Source organism: Citrobacter sp. wls619, assembly GCF_005281345.1.
Taxonomy (GTDB): Bacteria; Pseudomonadota; Gammaproteobacteria; order Enterobacterales; family Enterobacteriaceae; genus Citrobacter.
This window is the reverse complement of the sequence record NZ_SZXJ01000098.1, coordinates 65597-85228: the sequence shown is the minus strand read 5'-3', so window position 1 is coordinate 85228 and position 19632 is coordinate 65597. Positions and strand designations below refer to the sequence as shown.

Genomic DNA, 19632 nt, shown 5'->3' with positions numbered 1-19632 from the left:
TACCTTGCTACAGCAAGCTCTTGACGTAAACGTCAATGTCGCTGATGTACTTTTCTATACCTGGAGCATCTTTCTCTTGAATAAGATGTTCCAGCGCTTCACATAACTGCTTGCCGGGTACCAGATTAAGCATGGCAAACACGCCTTTCAGGCGATGGGCCGTTTGGGCTAACGCAGCGAAATCGCTGGTTGCTGCCTCAGTATACAACCTCTTAACATCATCCGGTACTGTGTCTACAAAGAGTGCATAGTAACCACTGGCATGAAGTTCGGCGTTTTCATCACCGCCGAGGGGGAGTTCCTGGATTTCTTCTTGCGCCAGTTGTTCTTCTATTAGCTCCAGGACAGCTTCCTGCATAGCATTGCTCATATTAAAGTTGACGCGCAGCTGACCGGGGCCAATTTTTCGCACGCCAGACTCATCATCGCTTAAAAGCAAGCCCGAGGCAGTAAGATTAGACGGATTATCAGTGATAAAGAGATCATATTCTTGACTATTCAGTCGCTCATCGGGCGTGATGCAGGTTGCTCCCCAGTTTTCAAGCTGACGCAATACAATGCTGCGTACGTCATTTGAGGTGACGTCAACCATCACGCTGACGTCATCCAACAGCCGTTCTTCATTATCAGCATGTTGGTCATGCAGCGGCATCTTAACATGGACGATATAACGCGTTCCAAGTTCTTCCCGCGCTTTAATATTCAGATGCCCACCCAGTTTGCGCGCGAGCTGATCGCACAACCAGAACGTGAGTGGATTCGCTTTGCCATATCGATCGCTCTGGGTGTCATTGCTGAACGGGAAGTGCAGATTATCAATTTCATTCAGCGCGACGCCTTCCCCGGTATCCAGAATACGGAAGGTCAGACGCTCTGCCTCCGACTCATCCTGGTCGACGTCCAGCGTAATTTTGCCAATCTGCGTTGTGGTCACGGCATATTGGATGAGCAGCAGCAAAATACGACGCAGGGCATCGCGGTCGCCGCGGCGCTCATCATTGGCGCTCAGGTGATTTTTAATCAGCAGCTGTAACCCTTTACGCTTGATGGCTGGCAGTACTTCAGGCACGACGTCGTCAATTAACGCCTGCACGGAAAACAGCGTTGATTCACTTTTCCAGTCATCGCTTTCCAGAAGATTGGCCAACTGAATCTCATCGACCATACGTACCAGAACGTCTGCCTGGTTTGCCAGTTTGTGGCTGTCGGGCGTATTGAGTGCAGCAGCATTTGTGGCCAGCGTTTTGGCAGGATCTTTCAGTGCGCTACCAATGTTTTGCATAAAGGCGGCGCGAGCCTGTTGGTTTTTCTCATACAGTCGCTGCGCTTGTTTCAGCTTTTTATTGACCAGTACTTCGCGATCCTGGTCGCGAATGATAAAGATCTGCGTGCGGGCTGAGATCTGGCTGCGGAACAGCCTGATCTCATACAATTCATTATTGATTGTGGCCTGGATGACCCCCTGATGCTGTTCCGCCATACTGGTGATATTTTGCAGATTTAAATGTGGCAGCAGATGGTCGGCAATTTTATTGCTGATAACCGTGCGGTTGGATTCCTGGTCGTGCACCAATAACCCCAACGGCAGCAGCGAAACAATTTCTTCATTGATTGCACGCAGCACCCGGAGTTCATTATTTGCGACAAGGTTTGGCGCCACTTCATTTGAGCGGGCAGGAAGGTGGCGGAAAGTGGTATAGCCAAACAGCGCCAGCGCCAGCAGAGCGATATTCAGTAACAACGGCAGTAAAATGCTTTGCAGCGTATCAAGCAGCAATGAACCAAAGGGAACCTGCCAGACCAGTCGCATATCCGTTGAATTTAGCGCTGAGGAGATCTCAATCTTGCTATTGTTAAAGTTGATGCTGACGCTGTCAGGCGACTCTTTTTCACTGAGATGCTCAGCCGTAGACGTGGCATCCGGCTCCAGGTGAAAGCTGTCCAACTGCATGCCCGGCGGGATCAAATCATTAATCGGCAGGTCAAACGCGACCACGGTTGCCAGATGCCCTGGCTGATTAAAGGTTGTGCGTAACGTGAAGTAATGGCCGTTTTGCCAGACTAACCGGCGAAGGGACGAGAAGCTTTCACGCTCATCAAGCGCATTGGCCTGTTGTAACATTTCAGCGCGGCGCGAATCGACAATGTTGCCAATTGTCGATTCTTTAAAGCCGGAGGTGAGATCTTTCAGCGGCAGCGTCGAGATAAGAATCAGGCTATTGTCCTGACCATTCAGATAATACATTGACCATGGGACATTCTCCGCGCCCCACAGCGTATCCAGATAGGTTGAGATACGCTGGGTCATTTCCAGCGTAGAACTGTCATGCGAGCCAAAAATCAGCGCTTCCGTCTTTCTCCGGGGTTTTTCAAGATAGTAGACATCTTGCTTGAGCCGGGTTTCCTGTAACCCGTCGGCAGTTGATGAGTTGGTTGTCGCTGCAATATTGTCATAGATTTGCCAGGTCACGTATCGCCAGGTATCCACCCTTTTATGAATTGCGTGGGTGATATCGACAATCTGATAGCTCTTATCTTTTAGCCAGGTGTTGACCGCGCTCTGGACCATCACGCCCATCATCACCAACAGCACCACGATCAGTAATAAGAAGAAACGGGTAATACTTCCCGGAAGCAGGGAGAATCGGGTAGAAGCCGTTGTGTCAGACTGACTCATTCGTGTTTATGACCTGTTAAAACGACGCTAAAGATGAAGGGGCAGTATAAAGGGTAATGTATGAATTGCCATACTTACGCAACATCCGCTGAGCTGCATTTTTTATTGCTGTGTATCGTTGCCAGGCAGGCAATGCAAACATGTACAGCCGGTCACTATCGGTACAAATAGAGGTATGAAAACGACAGATTTAGCATTAAATAACAAGAAATTATTTGTCTGATTTATATGTGATGGTGAACAGGTGAGATAGTTAATAGTCGTTATAGTTATTCATCGGTAGCACAGAACCGTGACGTTTGTGTAAAGAAGGGTAAAAAAAAACCGAACGCAGAGCATTCGGCTGAAATAGGGGTAAACAGACATTCATGAATGAATGACGGTAATAAATAAAGTTAATGATGATAGCGAGTCTATTTTAGTTGCGAGTGAAGATTTTGTTTTATCATTCAGTGCTATGGCTGTGTTTTGTGTAACTGATTGATTTATAGGTTTTTTGTAATGATTCTTGACTATTCGTGCTTATTCTCTCCATTTTCTTAATTAAAAAAAGTTCCCTTTTGTTAATATTTTGAAACATCTCCATCGATAAATGAAACATCTTTAAAGTATTAGTATCATATTCGTGTTGGATTATTCTGTGTTTTTGCGGAGAATGAAGTTGCCGACTGGTTAATGAGGGTTAGCCAGTGAGCAGTGGCATAAAAAAGCAATAAAGGCATATAACAGAGGGTTAATAACATGAAAGTTAAAGTACTGTCCCTCCTGGTACCGGCTCTGCTGGTAGCAGGCGCAGCAAATGCGGCTGAAATTTACAACAAAGACGGCAACAAATTAGATCTGTACGGTAAAGTCGACGGTCTGCACTATTTCTCTGATGACTCTACTAAAGATGGCGATCAGACCTACATGCGTATCGGCTTCAAAGGTGAAACCCAGGTTAACGACCAACTGACCGGTTACGGCCAGTGGGAATACCAGATCATGGGTAACTCCTCTGAAAACGAAAACAACGCCTGGACGCGTGTCGCGTTTGCCGGTCTGAAATTCGCTGATGCAGGTTCTTTCGACTACGGTCGTAACTACGGCGTGGTTTATGACGTCACGTCCTGGACCGACGTCCTGCCGGAATTCGGCGGCGATACCTACGGTTCTGACAACTTCATGCAGCAGCGTGGTAACGGCTTTGCAACCTACCGTAACACTGATTTCTTCGGTCTGGTTGATGGTCTGAACTTTGCCCTGCAGTACCAGGGTAAAAACGGTAGTCCGGAAGGTGAAGGCATGACCGGCGTGACTGGCAACGGTCGTGACGCACTGAATCAGAACGGTGACGGCGTTGGCGGATCTATCACTTATGATATCGGCGCAGGCTTCTCCCTGGGTACCGCGGTCACCAGCTCCAAACGTACTGATGAGCAGAACAAGCTGGGCTTCGGTACCGGCGATCGTGCTGAAACCTACACTGGCGGTCTGAAATACGACGCGAACAACGTCTACCTGGCAGCACAGTACACCCAGACCTACAACGCAACGCGTGCGGGCAAACTGGGCTGGGCTAACAAAGCACAGAACTTCGAAGCTGTTGCACAGTACCAGTTCGACTTCGGTCTGCGTCCGTCTGTGGCTTACCTGCAGTCCAAAGGTAAAGATCTGGACAGCGGCTACGGCGACCAGGATATCCTGAAATATGTTGATGTTGGCGCGACCTACTACTTCAACAAAAACATGTCCACCTATGTTGATTACAAAATCAACCTGCTGGATGACAACCAGTTCACCCGTAATGCCGGTATCTCTACCGATGATATCGTAGCACTGGGTCTGGTTTACCAGTTCTAATCTGCATTTATTTCTATCAAAGGCCCTACGGGGCCTTTTTTAATGCCGTTTTTCTGACGTACAAACACTCTTTTTTGGTGTACTCTTGCGCCCGTTTTCATAAGGGTAATCACGTATGGATATGATTTTTTGTCGTGCAGCGCTCCTGGCTGTAACACTCTTTTTTGTCGGGTGCGATGAGGCCCCGAAATCAACCCAGACCCCGTCCTCAACCGCGACAGTCCTGGAAGGCAAAACCATGGGCACTTTCTGGCGGGTCAGTGTGGTTGGCGTGGATGCCAAACGCGCCGGGGAGTTGCAGGCGAAGATCCAGACGCAGCTCGATGCTGATGATCAACTGCTTTCTACCTATAAGAATGATTCTGCGCTGATGCGTTTTAACCTGTCGAAAAGTCTGTCGCCGTGGCCGGTGAATGATGCCATGGCAGATATCGTGACTTCGGCGCTGCGCATTGGCGCAAAAACCGATGGGGCCATGGATATTACCGTGGGACCGTTGGTCAATTTGTGGGGCTTTGGTCCGGATAAGCAACCGGTGCATATTCCCACTCAGGCGCAAATTGACGCAGCCAAAGCGCAAACCGGGCTCGCACATCTGAAGGTGGTTAATGAGGCGCACCAGAATTATCTGCAGAAAGATCTGCCGGCGCTGTATGTTGATCTCTCCACCGTGGGGGAAGGGTATGCGGCTGACCATCTGGCGCGCTTGATGGAACAGGAAGGGATCGCCCGCTATCTGGTTTCTGTTGGTGGTGCTCTGAACAGCCGTGGAATGAATGCCGAGGGGCAACCGTGGCGTGTGGCAATACAGAAACCGACCGATCGTGAAAACGCGGTGCAGGCGATTGTCGATATCAACGGACATGGCATCAGCACCTCCGGTAGCTATCGCAACTATTACGAACTGGACGGTAAACGTCTGTCCCATGTCATCGATCCGCAAACCGGTCGTCCGATCGAACACAATCTGGTCTCTGTGACGGTGATTGCACCCACGGCGCTGGAAGCCGATGGCTGGGATACAGGATTGATGGTCCTTGGCCCGCAAAAGGCCAAAGAAGTCGTGCGTCGCGAAGGGTTGGCGGTGTATATGATTGTTAAAGAAGGCGACGGGTTTAAAACCTGGATGTCGCCGCAATTTAAAAGCTTCCTGGTCAGCGAAAAAAATTAAAAAGCAAGATTGCGGGTTTTTATAACCCGCAATGCGGACACACTGAGGCTAAGCGCTATGCTTAACAAAGGAGTCCATCATGACAAATCTCTTACACATAACTGATGATGAACGCTGGCAGTCTGTGCTGGACCGTGACGCCAGGGCTGACGGTCAGTTTGTTTTTGCTGTTCAGACGACCGGCATTTTCTGTCGGCCGTCCTGTCGGGCAAAACACGCGCTGCGCAAAAATGTCAGTTTCTTCGCGGATGCTGAGCAGGCACAGGCGGCAGGGTTTCGTCCCTGCAAACGCTGCCAGCCGGACAAAGACAGCGCACAACAGCAGCGGCTGGACAAAATAGCCCACGCCTGTCAGTTGCTGGAGCAGGAGTCCCCCCTCACACTTGAGGCGCTTGCGCAGCATGTGGCGATGAGCCCGTTTCACCTGCATCGCCTGTTCAAAGCAATCACCGGGATGACCCCTAAAGCCTGGCAACAGTCATGGCGTGCCCGCCGCCTGCGTGACGCGCTGGCAAAAGGCGTGCCGGTCACACAGGCGATTCTTGACGCCGGATTCCCCGACAGCAGCAGCTATTACCGCAAAGCGGATCAGGCATTAGGCATGACCGCCAGGCAATTTCGTCAAGGCGGCGGTAATGTTTCTGTGCGCTATACCCTCGCAGATTGCGCTCTGGGTCGCTGCCTGGTCGCGGAAAGTGAACGGGGTATCTGCGCAATCTTGCTGGGCGACGACGATGCTGCGCTGATCGCAGAATTACATGAACTGTTTCCGACGGCACGTGACGAGCCCGCCGATGCGGAGTTTCAACAACATGTGCGTGAGGTGATCGCCGTGATTAACACGCGCAATACTGCACTGTCACTGCCGCTGGATATTCAGGGAACTGCCTTTCAGCAACAGGTATGGCAAGCGCTGCGGGCAATCCCTTGTGGTGAGACGGTGAGTTATCAGCAACTGGCCAGCACTATCGGCAAGCCGAAGGCGGTGCGTGCCGTCGCCAGCGCCTGCGCGGCGAACAAACTGGCCATTGTGATCCCGTGTCACCGCGTAATCCGCGGCGACGGCGCGCTTTCTGGCTATCGTTGGGGAATAATGCGCAAGACGCAGCTGTTGCAACGTGAAGCCACCCGCGAGGAAACCTAATGCTCGATCTCTTTGCCGATGAGAAACCCTGGCATGAGCCGCTGGCGTCAGGTGCGGTGATTTTGCGGCGTTTTGCATTTGAATCCGCCCCCGCTTTACTGCAGGCAATCGCGGCGACAGCCAGACAGTCGCCGTTTCGCCAGATGGTCACCCCTGGCGGTTATACGATGTCGGTAGCCATGACGAATTGCGGCCATCTGGGCTGGACAACGGATCAACATGGCTACCTCTATTCACCGGTCGACCCATTAACTGGCGCTCACTGGCCGCCATTACCCGAGGTCTTTGCTGAGCTGTGCCAACGGGCGGCAACGGCCGCAGGCTATCCTGATTTTCAACCGGATGCTTGCCTTATTAATCGCTATACGCCGGGGGCAAAACTGTCTTTACATCAGGATAAAGATGAGCCTGACCTGCGAGCGCCTATCGTCTCTGTATCGCTGGGCCTGCCGGCAATTTTTCAGTTTGGTGGCTTACGGCGCAACGATCCCTTAAAGCGAGTTTTGCTGGAACATGGTGATGTGGTGGTATGGGGGGGAAGCTCGCGGCTGTTTTATCACGGCGTCCAGCCGCTTAAGACAGGGTATCATCCGTTGACCGGAGATTGTCGCTACAACCTGACGTTTCGTCAGGCGGGTAAAAAAGAATAAAAATAAGAATTATTATTGCTGTGAGCGAAGAGATGTTTAAACTGCGGGCTGTTATTACTTGTCCGGGTTGTTTGCATGGAACTTTTACTTCTTGTCTGGCGGCAGTATCGCTGGCCATTTATCAGCGTCATGGCGCTCAGCCTTGCCAGTGCCGCGCTGGGGATTGGACTGATTGCGTTTATTAATCAGCGCTTGATTGAAACGGTCGACACCACCCTGATGGTGCTACCGGAGTTTCTTGGCCTGCTGCTGTTACTGATGGTCGTCACCCTCGGTTCACAGCTGGCGCTCACCACGCTGGGACACCACTTTGTCTACCGTCTGCGTAGCGAATTTATCAAACGTATTCTGGACACCCACGTCGAGCGTATCGAGCAAATCGGTAGCGCCTCGTTACTGGCCGGTTTAACCAGCGATATCCGTAACATTACCATTGCCTTTGTGCGCCTGCCTGAGCTGGTACAAGGGATTATTTTGACCGTGGGGTCGGCGGCGTATCTGGCCATGTTGTCGACGAAAATGCTGCTGGTGACGGCAATCTGGATGGCAATCACCATCTGGGGCGGGTTTGTGCTGGTGGCGCGGGTGTATAAACACATGGCTACCCTGCGTGAAACCGAAGACAAGCTGTACAACGACTACCAGACGGTGCTGGAAGGGCGCAAAGAGCTGACGCTCAACCGCGAGCGCGCCGAGCATATCTTTAACCAGCTGTACGTCCCGGATGCCAAAGAATACCGCCACCATATTATTCGTGCTGATACCTTCCACCTGAGCGCGGTCAACTGGTCGAATATTATGATGTTGGGCGCCATTGGCCTGGTATTCTGGATGGCCAACAGTCTGGGCTGGGCGGATACCGCCGTGGCGGCAACCTATTCGCTGACGTTGCTATTCCTGCGCACGCCGTTGCTCTCTGCCGTCGGCGCGCTGCCGACGCTGCTGACGGCACAGGTGGCGTTCAACAAGCTGAATAAGTTCTCCCTGGCCCCTTTCAAGGCAGAATTCCCGCGGCCAACCGCATTTCCGGACTGGCAAACGCTGGAGTTGCGTGACGTAGTTTTCCACTATCAGGATAATGCGTTCTCCGTTGGGCCAGTGAATCTGACCATTCGTCGTGGTGAATTGATCTTCCTGATTGGCGGTAACGGCAGCGGTAAATCCACGCTGGCGATGTTGCTGACCGGGTTGTACCAGCCGCAGTCTGGTGAGATTTTACTGGATGGCAAGGCGGTTGCTGTCGAAAAACCGGAGGACTACCGTAAGCTGTTCTCTGCAGTGTTTACCGACGTCTGGCTGTTTGACAAATTGCTGGGGCCCGAAGGCAGAGACGCTTCTCCGGCGCTGGTCGCGAAGTGGCTGGAACATCTGCAAATGGCGCACAAGCTGGAGCTGAACGACGGGCGCATTCTCAACCTGAAGCTGTCGAAAGGGCAGAAAAAGCGTGTGGCGCTGTTGCTGGCATTAGCGGAGGAGCGCGACATTATTCTGCTGGATGAATGGGCCGCCGATCAGGACCCGCATTTCCGGCGTGAATTCTACCAGGTATTGTTGCCGCTGATGCAGGAGATGGGCAAAACCATTTTTGCCATTAGTCATGACGATCATTACTTTATTCATGCAGACCGTTTGCTGGAAATGCGTAATGGGCAATTGAGTGAACTGTTGGGCGATGAGCGTGATGCAGCCTCACGTGATGCGGTGGCTCGCACAGCATGATCCCACATGCCGCCGGTTTTTTATCCAGCCGGCGGCCTCGTTTATTGTTATTTACATAATTCGGCATCATGATTGATGATATTTCATATCATGGATTTATGATTGATGTCCGTAATAAACAAAAACAGCGCCAGGCTACGTGACGAGGAACGTGCTCGTCTTATCTGGCTACTGACCACTGATAAAGCTATCATTTCAACATTATTGGGTAAGCTTACCCTGGCTGAGCAATATGACGTCGGTACGTTAGCCGACGATATTGCTGAGGTAGGGGCACTGGTGGCGCATCTGCCGCCACCCGATCTGGCCGATACCCTCGAAGCACTGCCCTCCGAAGAGCGTCACGCCCTGTGGCGACTGGTCGAAAGTGAAAAACGCGGCAACGTCCTGCTTGAAGCCTCTGAAAATGTGTGGGATGACCTGATCGACGAGATGAGCGACCGCGAGCTACTGGATGCGCTGCAATATCTCGACATCGACGAACAGATTTATCTGGTACAGCATTTACCCCGTAACCTTACCGGTCGACTGCTGGCATCATTGCCTGCTGAAGAGCGGGCGCGCGTACGTCAGGTGCTGCACTACGAGAAGAATCGCGTCGGTGCGATCATGGAGTTCGAAGTCATCACCGTCCGTCCGGACGTGACGCTGGAAGTGGTGCAGCGGTACTTGCGGCGACTGGGAAAAATGCCGGAGAACACCGATAAACTCTTCGTAACCGATCGCAATAAAGTGCTGGTCGGCGAACTGACGCTAACCTGTATTTTGCTCAATGACGTGCAGCGTAAAGTCAGCGAAGTGATGGAGGATGATCCGCTGACATTTTCTCCGGAAGATATCGCCGAGAACGCTGCGCGTACGTTTGAACGTGACAACCTGGTCAGTGCTGCGGTGGTTGATCCCTCTGGCAAACTGATGGGACGCTTAACCATCGATGAGATCGTCGATGTGGTTTACGAAGAAACCGATACCGATCTGCGTCGAATGGGGGGCTTAAGTGCCGAAGAGGACGTATTCGCTCCGGTCACTAAAGCGGTAAAAACCCGTTGGGCGTGGCTGGCAATTAATCTCTGTACCGCCTTTATCGCCTCGCGGGTAATCGACGGTTTCGAGCACACCATTTCACAGCTGGTGGCGCTGGCCTCGCTGATGCCCATTGTGGCAGGGATTGGCGGTAATACGGGTAATCAGACCATCACCATGATCGTCCGGGCGCTGGCGTTGCAGAATATTCAGCCCGGCAACCTGACGTTTCTGATCCTGCGTGAGATGGGGGTAGCGCTGATCAACGGCCTTGTCTGGGGCGGGATCATGGGCGGCATCACCTGGTGGCTGTACGATGATATGGCGCTGGGCGGCGTGATGACCCTGGCGATGATGCTCAATCTGCTGATGGCGGCGCTGATGGGCGTTATCATTCCGATGACGATGGTCAAGCTCGGACGCGATCCGGCGGTCGGCTCCAGCGTCATGATCACCGCTATCACCGACACTGGCGGATTCTTTATTTTTCTGGGTCTGGCGACGCTGTTTTTGATGTAGACGCCCGTTTCCCTCTGACGATGCGCGGCAGTATCAACATCGTAACCACGCCGGCAACCACGCCAATCGCCAGGTTGCCGGTAGAGACTGTCGCGGCGACGGTAACCAACATTGCCAGCGTTTCGGCGACCGGCATGTTGGCCAGCGTCGTGGGTCGGATACTGTGCCAGCTAAACGTTTTTACCGCCACAATCACCATAATTCCCGCCAGTACTGACATCGGTATCTTTGCCATCACCTCGCTGAGTGCGGTGACCAGCAGCAACAGCACCAGCCCGGCGGCAAACGTCGAGACGCGGCTGCGTCCTTTACCCATCTCAACGTTGACAATCGTTTGACCGATCATCGCGCATCCGGCAATACCACCATAAAATCCGGCCAGAATATTGGCTACGCCCAGTCCCGTGCTTTCACGGTTTTTATTCGACGGGGTGACCGTCAGGTCGTCAACCAGACGGGCGGTTAACAATGACTCCATCAACCCAACAAAAGCGATGCTCAGCGCGCAGGGCCAGATAATGGCTAACGTTTGCAGGTTGAGTGGTACGAGTAACTGCGTCAAGCCCGGCAGACCGCCGCTCATGGAACCTTCGTCACCGACGGTCGGTAACAGTTGCCCGCTGGTGACAGTGAACACGGTCAGCAGCACGATGGCGATAAGCGGCGCGGGGATTGCTTTAATAAACCGCGGAACCCACAGCACAATCAGCAGCGTCAGGACGAACAGCCCCCAGATTAACGGGCTTTTCCCCCAGAAGTGCGGAACCTGTGCAAAGAAAATCAAAATACCCAGCGCGTTGACAAAACCGGTCATCACTGCCGTGGGGATGAACCGCATCAAACGTGCCATGCCTAACACACCAAACAGGATCTGAATCATCCCGGCCAGCACTACCGCAGGCAGGATGTATTGCACGCCGTGTTGATGCACCATCGGGCCAATGACTAATGCCACCGATCCTGCAGCGGCGGTAACCATTGCCGGACGCCCGCCTAAAAAGGACATCGCCAGGCACAGTACGACCGAGGCTATCAGGCTGACTTTAGGGTCCACGCCGGCGATAACTGAAAACGAAATCACTTCCGGGATCAGCGCCAGGGCGGTTACCACACCAGCCAGTGTTTCACGAACCAGCAGGCGGGGTTGGCGTAACACGGTGCGGGTGGTGTGTTCTGCCACCGCGGCAGGGGAAGAGTGTGTTGCAGACATAGTTACTCTCAGGTCAGAAAAGGCCTGATGACAGCAGACCGACAGGCATCCGTGCGGTGAATAGCAAAGCGCAGCATAGTACCCGTCTGACGGGGAGGTTTCCAGAAATGATTGTCAATAACCGTATAAAGAATCAACGTATTAATAACATTTTTAAAATTTAAATATAATTTATAAACAATATTTAATTATTTTTACTTAAGTGTTACCGTTGTTACCGCTCGATTTTCACCTGCACTAAAAGCAAAAAGCGATACTAAAAGTAAGGCATTAACATTATGAAAAAAGTGACTGCCATGCTCTTCACCATGGCCGTAGGGCTGAATGTTGTCTCGATGGCAGCAAAAGCGAAAGCGGCGGAAGAGCAGGAAACGGATGTACTGTTGATTGGCGGCGGCATCATGAGCGCCACACTGGGAACCTATTTACAGGAGCTGGAGCCGCAATGGTCAATGACCATGGTAGAGCGACTGGATGGCGTTGCTCAGGAGAGTTCAAACGGCTGGAACAACGCCGGAACAGGCCACTCCGCACTTATGGAACTGAACTACACGCCTAAAAAGGCTGACGGTAGCATCAGTATTGAAAAGGCAGTCGAAATTAACGAAGCCTTCCAGATTTCCCGCCAGTTCTGGGCGTATCAGGTCAACAACGGCGTGATGCATGACCCCCGCTCGTTTATCACCACCGTTCCGCACATGAGCTTTGTCTGGGGCGACGAGAACGTGAATTTCCTGCGTGCCCGTTACACGGCACTCCAGCAAAGCACCCTGTTCCGCGGTATGCGCTACTCTGAAGATCACGCGCAGATTAAAGAATGGGCGCCGCTGGTTATGGAAGGTCGCGATCCTCAGCAGAAAGTTGCGGCAACGCGTACCGAGATCGGTACTGACGTGAACTACGGTGAAATTACGCGCCAGCTGATTGCATCGTTGCAGAAAAAGCCTAATTTTGCGCTGCAACTGAGCACCGAAGTTCGCGGCTTTAAGCGTAACGCGGATAATAGCTGGACCGTCACGGTTGCCGATCTGAAAAACAACGAAGCGGAACACGCTATTAAGGCGAAGTTTGTCTTCATTGGTGCCGGTGGCGCAGCACTGAAACTGCTGCAGGAAACCGATATCCCGGAAGCGAAAGGCTATGCCGGATTCCCGGTGGGTGGTCAGTTCCTGGTGGCGGATAATCCGGACGTGGTCAATCGTCACCTGGCGAAAGTGTATGGTCAGGCCTCCGTTGGCGCGCCACCGATGTCCGTGCCGCACATTGACACCCGTATTCTGGATGGTAAACGCGTGGTGCTGTTTGGGCCGTTCGCAACTTTCTCCACTAAATTCCTGAAAAATGGCTCCTTGTGGGATCTGCTCAGCTCGACCACCACTTCGAACTTTATGCCGATGGTTAACGTGGGTCTGGATAACTTCGATCTGGTCAAATATCTGGTGAGCCAGGTGATGCTCAGCGACGACGATCGTTTTGCTGCTCTGCAGGAGTACTATCCGCAGGCGAAAAAAGAAGACTGGCGTTTGTGGCAAGCGGGCCAGCGCGTGCAGATCATCAAAAGCGATGCTGAGAAGGGCGGCGTTCTGCGTCTGGGAACCGAAGTGGTCAGCGATAAAGAGGGAACCATTGCTGCGCTACTGGGCGCATCGCCGGGGGCATCAACCGCGGCACCGATCATGCTGCATCTGATGGAAAAAGTGTTTAAAGATAAAGTTGCCAGTCCGCAATGGCAGGCGAAGCTGAAAACGATTATTCCGTCTTATGGCACCAAGCTGAACGGCAACGTTGATGCGACGGAGCAAGAGCTGCAATACACCAGCGAAGTACTGGGTCTGAAGTACGATAAACCACAGGTTGCTGATGAAGCACCGAAACCACAGCTAAAACCTCAGGCGCAACCGCAACCTGAGCAGAAAGCCGTGGCGGATATCGCGCTGTAAAAAAAGGCCGGATGGCGGTACGCCGCCATCCGGCACATTCTCACTTATCGCACGACGGCGTCCTGAATCTTATCTTCTGCTTTCCAGATGCGGTATTTCACCTCCACGTTTTCCGGGGTGTAGACCACAATCGGTAATTTGCTGTTGTAACGCAGCATACCGTCTTCACCCAGATACGCGGTGATGAATTTCTTCTCTTTCTTGCCGTCCGGGCAGGCCATCATGGTTGAAACCGGAGAAGTGACTTTGTCGAATACATAGTAGTCATAACCCCAACCTTCCAGCGTTTTGCTGTCCAGTTCTCCGCCAAGGCGATGTTTGTTGCAATCAACTTCCAGCGTTTGTCCGATCAGCAGTTCTACTTTCAGAGTAGATTCATCTTTCTCAGGAGTAAGCTGAATAACCTGACGCTTCATTCCCTTGTCCGCTTTAGGATAAGGGGCGACTTTTTCCAGCGGCTGAGCGCTGGCATCGGTGGTTGTCGCCCACGCAGTGGTGCTGGCGAAGGCGGCAAAGAGTACGGCAGGGACAATTGTCTTCATCTTATTGTTCACAGTGTTTCCTTTCTTCTGTCTTATGAACGTATCCAGGGCAGGTTAGCATATTCATATCGTCTATTAATCTAAATTTACTTATATTTTAAGTGCATTAATTAAAGGTTTAGAATTTGTGCAGCGATAAATGCCAGGAATTATCTGAATTATGAGATTATTCTCTGTTCCATGCTTTCGTTATATAATTCATTATATAACTCATTGAAATGTGAGCAAAAGCGCACTTTTCCCCGCCAACTCAACACTCTTTTGATCCGGCAACAGCATTTACCCCAATTGGGGTATGCACCTCTAACACATCCTGAAATATCTTACGGTTAAAAATAACTACTCATAAATAGTGCGTTTTTTATTGTCGTTCAACCCGCCGAGGGAGAGCGTCATTATGGAAGGACAATGTCATGGTTGATTTATCCCGTCGAGGCATGTTGACAGGCAGTTGGCGTAAAGCCAACGCGGGGATTCGTCCGCCGTGGAGCAAGGAAGACTCTCACTTTCTGGCCAATTGCCTCCGTTGTGACGCCTGCATCCAGGCGTGTGAAACCGACATCCTGCAGCGAGGCCAGGGCGGTTATCCAAACGTAAATTTCAAACACGGCGAATGCAGCTTTTGTTACGCCTGCGCAGAGGCCTGTCCCGAATCACTTTTTCTTCCGCGCCACACCAGGGCATGGGATCTGAATTTTTCGATCGGTGACAACTGTCTCGCGTATCAGTCCGTTGAATGCCATCGCTGTCAGGATAGCTGTGAACCCATGGCCATTACATTTCGTCCCACGCTGTCCGGTATTTATCAGCCACAGCTCGACAATCAGGCCTGTAACGGATGCGGCGCGTGTGTCGCTATCTGTCCGGTATCAGCCATTAATGCGGAGTACAACCATGGACACTAACTGGCAGGTCTGCAGCCTGGTCGTTCAGGCCAAAAGTCAGCACATCAGCGATATCGCCACGCAGTTACGTTCGTTTGCGGGTTGCGACGTTGCACTCAGCGATGTGGAAAGCGGTCAGCTGATTGTGGTGGTCGAAGCTGAGCATAGTGAAACGCTAATGAAAACAATTGAGTCAGTGCGCAACGTTGCGGGCGTGCTGGCGGTGTCGCTGGTTTATCACCAGCAGGATGAGCAAGGTGAGGAAACACCATGAAACTCAGTCGTCGTAGCTTTATGAAAGCTAACGCCGTTGCGGCCGCTGCGGCGGCTGCCGGGTTAAGCGTGCCGGGCGTTGCCCGTGCGGTAGTCGGTCAGCAAGAAGCGATCAAATGGGACAAAGCCCCGTGCCGATTCTGTGGTACGGGTTGTGGCGTATTGGTAGGAACCCAGCAAGGACGTGTTGTGGCATGTCAGGGCGATCCTGATGCGCCGGTTAACCGTGGGCTTAACTGCATTAAAGGTTATTTCCTGCCGAAAATCATGTACGGAAAAGACCGTTTAACGCAGCCGATGCTGCGCATGAAAGACGGCAAATACCACAAAGAAGGCGAATTCACCCCGATTAGCTGGGACCAGGCCTTTGACGTGATGGAAGAGAAGTTTAAAGCGTCTCTGAAAGAGAAAGGGCCGGATGCTATTGGTATGTTTGGCTCCGGTCAGTGGACCATCTGGGAAGGCTACGCTGCCGCAAAACTGTTCAAAGCCGGTTTCCGTTCGAACAACATCGATCCGAACGCGCGTCACTGCATGGCGTCAGCCGTTGTGGGCTTTATGCGTACCTTTGGTATGGATGAGCCGATGGGCTGCTATGACGATATTGAGCATGCGGATGCTTTCGTCCTGTGGGGCGCGAATATGGCGGAAATGCACCCGATCCTGTGGTCGCGCATTACCAACCGTCGTCTGTCCGATCCTAACGTCAACGTCGCCGTTCTCTCAACCTTCCAGCATCGTAGCTTTGAGCTGGCGGATAACGGCATCGTCTTTACGCCGCAAAGCGACCTGGTGATCCTCAACTACATCGCAAACTATATCATTCAAAACAATGCGATAAATCAGGACTTCTTTAGCAAGCACGTTAACCTGCGTAAAGGGGCGACGGATATCGGCTACGGTTTACGTCCTACCCATCCGCTGGAAAAAGCGGCGAAAAACCCAGGTTCTGACGCCTCTGAACCGATCAGCTTTGAAGAGTACAAAGCGTTTGTTGCGGAATATACGCTGGACAAAACCGCAGAAATGACCGGCGTGCCAAAAGATCAGCTGGAACAGCTGGCACAGCTGTATGCCGATCCGAAGAAGAAAGTCATCTCCTACTGGACGATGGGCTTTAACCAGCATACCCGTGGCGTATGGGCGAACAACCTGGTCTATAACCTGCACCTGCTGACCGGTAAAATTTCTCAGCCAGGCTGCGGCCCATTCTCGCTGACGGGTCAGCCTTCTGCTTGTGGTACTGCGCGTGAAGTCGGGACCTTCTCTCACCGTCTGCCTGCGGACATGGTGGTGACGAACGAGAAACACCGCGATATCTGTGAAAAACACTGGAACATTCCGGCGGGGACCATCCCGGCGAAAGTCGGTCTGCATGCTGTGGCGCAGGATCGTGCGCTGAAAGATGGCAAGCTCAATGTCTACTGGGTGATGTGTAACAACAACATGCAGGCTGGGCCGAACATCAACGAAGAGCGTATGCCTGGCTGGCGCGATCCGCGCAACTTTATCATCGTTTCCGATCCGTACCCGACGGTCAGTGCTCTGGCGGCCGACCTGATCCTGCCAACAGCGATGTGGGTAGAGAAAGAAGGGGCTTACGGTAACGCCGAACGCCGTACTCAGTTCTGGCGCCAGCAAATTAAAGCACCGGGCGAAGCGAAATCTGACCTGTGGCAGATGGTGCAGTTTGCCCGCCGATTCAAAACGGAAGACGTCTGGCCGGAGGAACTGCTGGCGAAGAAACCCGAGCTGCGCGGTAAGACGTTGTATGACGTGCTGTTCGCCACCCCTGCGGTAACGAAATTCCCGGTCAGCGAACTGGCTGAAGATCAACTGAACGATGAATCTCGCGAACTCGGTTTCTACCTGCAAAAAGGTCTGTTCGAAGAGTATGCCTGGTTTGGTCGCGGACACGGACACGATCTTGCTCCGTTCGATGATTACCACAAGGCGCGCGGGTTACGCTGGCCGGTGGTCGATGGTAAGGAGACTCAGTGGCGCTACAGCGAAGGCAACGATCCGTACGTGAAGGCGGGTGAAAGCTACAAGTTCTACGGCAAACCGGATGGGAAAGCTGTCATCTTCGCACTGCCATTTGAACCGGCGGCTGAAGCACCGGATAAAGAATATGATCTGTGGCTTTCCACCGGTCGCGTGCTGGAACACTGGCACACCGGCAGCATGACGCGCCGCGTACCGGAACTGCACCGTGCGTTCCCGGAGGCGGTACTGTTTATCCATCCGCTGGACGCGAAAGCGCGCGATCTGCGCCGTGGCGACAAGGTCAAAGTGGTTTCCCGTCGTGGTGAAGTGATTTCGATTGTTGAAACACGCGGCCGCAACCGTCCGCCGCAGGGGCTGGTGTACATGCCGTTCTTCGACGCCGCGCAGCTGGTGAACAACCTGACGCTGGATGCGACGGATCCGCTCTCTAAAGAGACGGATTTCAAGAAGTGCGCTGTGAAACTGGCGAAGGTGTAACGCGTTATGTCCCGGTCAGCAAAACCCCAAAATGGCCGCCGCCGCTTTCTGCGCGACATGGTTCGCGCAGCGGGCGGGCTGGCTGTCGTTGGCGTGGCGCTGGGGTTGCAACAGCAAACCGCACGCGCAACAGGCGTGCGGCTGCGCCCGCCTGGGGCGCTGAGTGAGGACGCATTTGCCAGCGCCTGCGTGCGCTGTGGTCAGTGCGTCCAGGCTTGCCCGTACGACACGCTGAAACTGGCAACGCTGGCCTCCGGGCTGGCGGCCGGAACACCCTATTTTGTCGCTCGCGACATCCCCTGCGAGATGTGTGAAGACATTCCGTGCGCCAAAGTTTGCCCCAGCGGCGCGTTGGACAGGGAGATCGAGTCTATTGACGATTCACGCATGGGGCTGGCGGTGTTGTTGGATCACGAGAACTGCCTTAACTATCAGGGATTGCGTTGCGACGTTTGCTATCGCGAGTGCCCGAAAATCGATGAGGCCATCACCCTGGAGTTGGATCGCAACATGCGTACCGGTAAGCATGCGCGGTTTATTCCAACCGTGCATAGCGATGCCTGTACTGGCTGCGGTAAATGCGAAAAAGTCTGCGTACTGGAACAGCCGGCAATAAAAGTGTTGCCGCTGTCGCTGGCGAAAGGGGAGTTGGGACACCATTACCGCTTCGGTTGGCTGGAGGGGAACAATGGCAAATCGTAAACGTGATGCGGGGCGTGAAGCACAAGCGAAAAAAGGTTGGTGGCGGAGCCATCGCTGGCTGGTGTTGCGTCGTCTGAGCCAGTTTCTGGTTCTGGCAATGTTTCTCAGCGGTCCGTGGCTGGGGGTGTGGATCCTGCATGGTAATTACAGCAGCAGCCTGTTGCTGGATACCATTCCGTTAACCGATCCGCTGATCACCCTGCAAAGCCTGGCCAGCGGGCACCTGCCCGCAACAGTTGCGTTAACAGGGGCCGCCATTATTACGGTTCTGTATGCCCTTGCAGGTAAGCGACTGTTTTGTAGTTGGGTCTGCCCGATGAATCCGGTTACTGATTTGGCGAGCTGGCTGCGCAGAAGATTTGACCTGAATCAGTCTGCAACTTTGCCGCGCCATATACGGTACGTCCTGCTGGTGGTTATCCTGGTCGGCTCTGCCCTGACAGGCACGCTGCTATGGGAATGGATAAATCCGGTCTCTTTGCTGGGACGTAGCCTGGTAATGGGCTTTGGCAGCGGGGCGCTGCTTATTCTCGCGCTGTTTTTATTTGATTTACTGGTTGTTGAGCATGGCTGGTGCGGACATCTCTGCCCCCTGGGTGCGCTGTATGGCGTATTGGGTAGTAAAGGTGCATTAACCGTATCGGCAAAAGAACGTCAGAGATGTAACCGCTGTATGGATTGTTTTCATGTTTGCCCGGAACCGCATGTGCTACGTGCGCCGGTGCTGGATGAGCAAAGCCCGGTGCAGGTGACCAGTCGCGATTGCATGGCCTGCGGTCGCTGTGTGGATGTCTGTTCTGAGGATGTTTTTACAATAACGATACACAAAATCATTTGAGATGCATCGCGGCG

General features: G+C 52.8%; 14 protein-coding genes and 1 pseudogene. 12 read left to right on the top strand and 3 right to left on the bottom strand.

The features are described 5' to 3' along the window. Positions 1–7: 7 nt before the first annotated feature. Positions 8–2677, bottom strand: a complete 2670-nt coding sequence (gene rcsD / locus FDX19_RS20275) for a phosphotransferase RcsD (protein WP_137384121.1) — start codon at positions 2675–2677, stop codon at positions 8–10. Between the two features lie 741 nt (positions 2678–3418). Between rcsD and FDX19_RS20270 the strand changes: the two genes are divergently transcribed. From FDX19_RS20270 to mgtE, 6 genes and pseudogenes are all read left to right on the top strand, one after another. Beyond that, complete coding sequence (locus tag FDX19_RS20270; RefSeq protein ID WP_137384120.1) at positions 3419–4519, top strand: porin OmpC; 1101 nt, start codon at positions 3419–3421, stop codon at positions 4517–4519. Positions 4520–4634: 115 nt separating this feature from the next. Beyond that, entirely contained in the window at positions 4635–5690 is a 1056-nt protein-coding gene (apbE, locus tag FDX19_RS20260; RefSeq protein WP_137384118.1) for an FAD:protein FMN transferase ApbE, read from the top strand. Positions 5691–5769: 79 nt separating this feature from the next. Next, positions 5770–6834: a bifunctional DNA-binding transcriptional regulator/O6-methylguanine-DNA methyltransferase Ada gene (ada, locus tag FDX19_RS20255; protein ID WP_137384117.1), complete on the top strand. Its 1065-nt coding sequence runs from the start codon at positions 5770–5772 to the stop codon at positions 6832–6834. Then, positions 6834–7524 (top strand): annotated as a pseudogene (alkB, locus tag FDX19_RS20250) (DNA oxidative demethylase AlkB). The gene ada and the pseudogene alkB overlap by 1 nt, the downstream one beginning before the upstream one ends. A gap of 35 nt (positions 7525–7559) precedes the next feature. After that, on the top strand, positions 7560–9203 hold the full coding sequence (locus FDX19_RS20245) for a multidrug ABC transporter permease/ATP-binding protein (protein ID WP_137384115.1): 1644 nt from the start codon (positions 7560–7562) through the stop codon (positions 9201–9203). 105 nt (positions 9204–9308) lie between these two features. Further along, positions 9309–10745 (top strand): magnesium transporter, encoded by a 1437-nt coding sequence (gene mgtE / locus FDX19_RS20240; protein WP_137384114.1) that lies wholly within the window; start codon positions 9309–9311, stop codon positions 10743–10745. Here the strand turns inward: mgtE and FDX19_RS20235 are convergent. Next, on the bottom strand, positions 10708–11955 hold the full coding sequence (locus FDX19_RS20235; RefSeq protein ID WP_137384113.1) for a SulP family inorganic anion transporter: 1248 nt from the start codon (positions 11953–11955) through the stop codon (positions 10708–10710). The two genes, mgtE and FDX19_RS20235, sit on opposite strands and share 38 nt — an antisense overlap. 278 nt (positions 11956–12233) lie before the next feature. On the opposite strand from FDX19_RS20235, the gene mqo reads away from it, so the two are divergent. Further along, positions 12234–13895 carry a malate dehydrogenase (quinone) gene (mqo, locus tag FDX19_RS20230; protein ID WP_137384112.1) on the top strand — a complete coding sequence of 554 codons (1662 nt, stop codon included), beginning with the start codon at positions 12234–12236 and terminating at the stop codon, positions 13893–13895. Between the two features lie 44 nt (positions 13896–13939). On the opposite strand, the gene eco is transcribed toward mqo, so the two are convergent. After that, on the bottom strand, positions 13940–14437 hold the full coding sequence (eco, locus tag FDX19_RS20225) for a serine protease inhibitor ecotin (protein WP_137384268.1): 498 nt from the start codon (positions 14435–14437) through the stop codon (positions 13940–13942). A 413-nt stretch (positions 14438–14850) separates the two neighbouring features. On the opposite strand from eco, the gene napF reads away from it, so the two are divergent. From napF to napH, 5 genes are read left to right on the top strand one after another with little or no spacing between them, the layout of a single operon-like run. Beyond that, entirely contained in the window at positions 14851–15342 is a 492-nt protein-coding gene (gene napF, locus FDX19_RS20220; RefSeq protein WP_137384111.1) for a ferredoxin-type protein NapF, read from the top strand. Next, positions 15332–15595 (top strand): chaperone NapD, encoded by a 264-nt coding sequence (gene napD, locus FDX19_RS20215; RefSeq protein ID WP_137384110.1) that lies wholly within the window; start codon positions 15332–15334, stop codon positions 15593–15595. Before napF ends, napD begins: the two co-directional genes overlap by 11 nt. Further along, a complete protein-coding gene (napA, locus tag FDX19_RS20210) occupies positions 15592–18078 on the top strand; it encodes a nitrate reductase catalytic subunit NapA (protein ID WP_137384109.1) in 2487 nt (828 codons plus the stop codon). The genes napD and napA overlap by 4 nt, the downstream gene beginning before the upstream one ends. Positions 18079–18084: 6 nt before the next feature. Then, positions 18085–18780 carry a ferredoxin-type protein NapG gene (napG, locus tag FDX19_RS20205; RefSeq protein WP_137384108.1) on the top strand — a complete coding sequence of 232 codons (696 nt, stop codon included), beginning with the start codon at positions 18085–18087 and terminating at the stop codon, positions 18778–18780. Next, the gene (gene napH, locus FDX19_RS20200) at positions 18767–19618 is read left to right on the top strand and encodes a quinol dehydrogenase ferredoxin subunit NapH (RefSeq protein ID WP_137384107.1); all 852 of its coding nucleotides are present in this window, start codon (positions 18767–18769) and stop codon (positions 19616–19618) included. The genes napG and napH overlap by 14 nt, the downstream gene beginning before the upstream one ends. Positions 19619–19632: the final 14 nt, after the last annotated feature.

What these genes read in the sequence shown, in the direction of transcription:
- FDX19_RS20235 (WP_137384113.1), bottom strand. Translation starts at nt 11,955, where the DNA reads ATGTCTGCAACACACTCTTCCCCTGCCGCGGTGGCAGAACACACCACC.
- apbE (WP_137384118.1), top strand. Translation starts at nt 4,635, where the DNA reads ATGGATATGATTTTTTGTCGTGCAGCGCTCCTGGCTGTAACACTCTTT.
- FDX19_RS20245 (WP_137384115.1), top strand. Translation starts at nt 7,560, where the DNA reads ATGGAACTTTTACTTCTTGTCTGGCGGCAGTATCGCTGGCCATTTATC.
- FDX19_RS20270 (WP_137384120.1), top strand. Translation starts at nt 3,419, where the DNA reads ATGAAAGTTAAAGTACTGTCCCTCCTGGTACCGGCTCTGCTGGTAGCA.
- mqo (WP_137384112.1), top strand. Translation starts at nt 12,234, where the DNA reads ATGAAAAAAGTGACTGCCATGCTCTTCACCATGGCCGTAGGGCTGAAT.
- napF (WP_137384111.1), top strand. Translation starts at nt 14,851, where the DNA reads ATGGTTGATTTATCCCGTCGAGGCATGTTGACAGGCAGTTGGCGTAAA.
- napD (WP_137384110.1), top strand. Translation starts at nt 15,332, where the DNA reads ATGGACACTAACTGGCAGGTCTGCAGCCTGGTCGTTCAGGCCAAAAGT.
- eco (WP_137384268.1), bottom strand. Translation starts at nt 14,437, where the DNA reads ATGAAGACAATTGTCCCTGCCGTACTCTTTGCCGCCTTCGCCAGCACC.
- ada (WP_137384117.1), top strand. Translation starts at nt 5,770, where the DNA reads ATGACAAATCTCTTACACATAACTGATGATGAACGCTGGCAGTCTGTG.
- mgtE (WP_137384114.1), top strand. Translation starts at nt 9,309, where the DNA reads ATGTCCGTAATAAACAAAAACAGCGCCAGGCTACGTGACGAGGAACGT.
- napH (WP_137384107.1), top strand. Translation starts at nt 18,767, where the DNA reads ATGGCAAATCGTAAACGTGATGCGGGGCGTGAAGCACAAGCGAAAAAA.
- napG (WP_137384108.1), top strand. Translation starts at nt 18,085, where the DNA reads ATGTCCCGGTCAGCAAAACCCCAAAATGGCCGCCGCCGCTTTCTGCGC.
- napA (WP_137384109.1), top strand. Translation starts at nt 15,592, where the DNA reads ATGAAACTCAGTCGTCGTAGCTTTATGAAAGCTAACGCCGTTGCGGCC.
- rcsD (WP_137384121.1), bottom strand. Translation starts at nt 2,677, where the DNA reads ATGAGTCAGTCTGACACAACGGCTTCTACCCGATTCTCCCTGCTTCCG.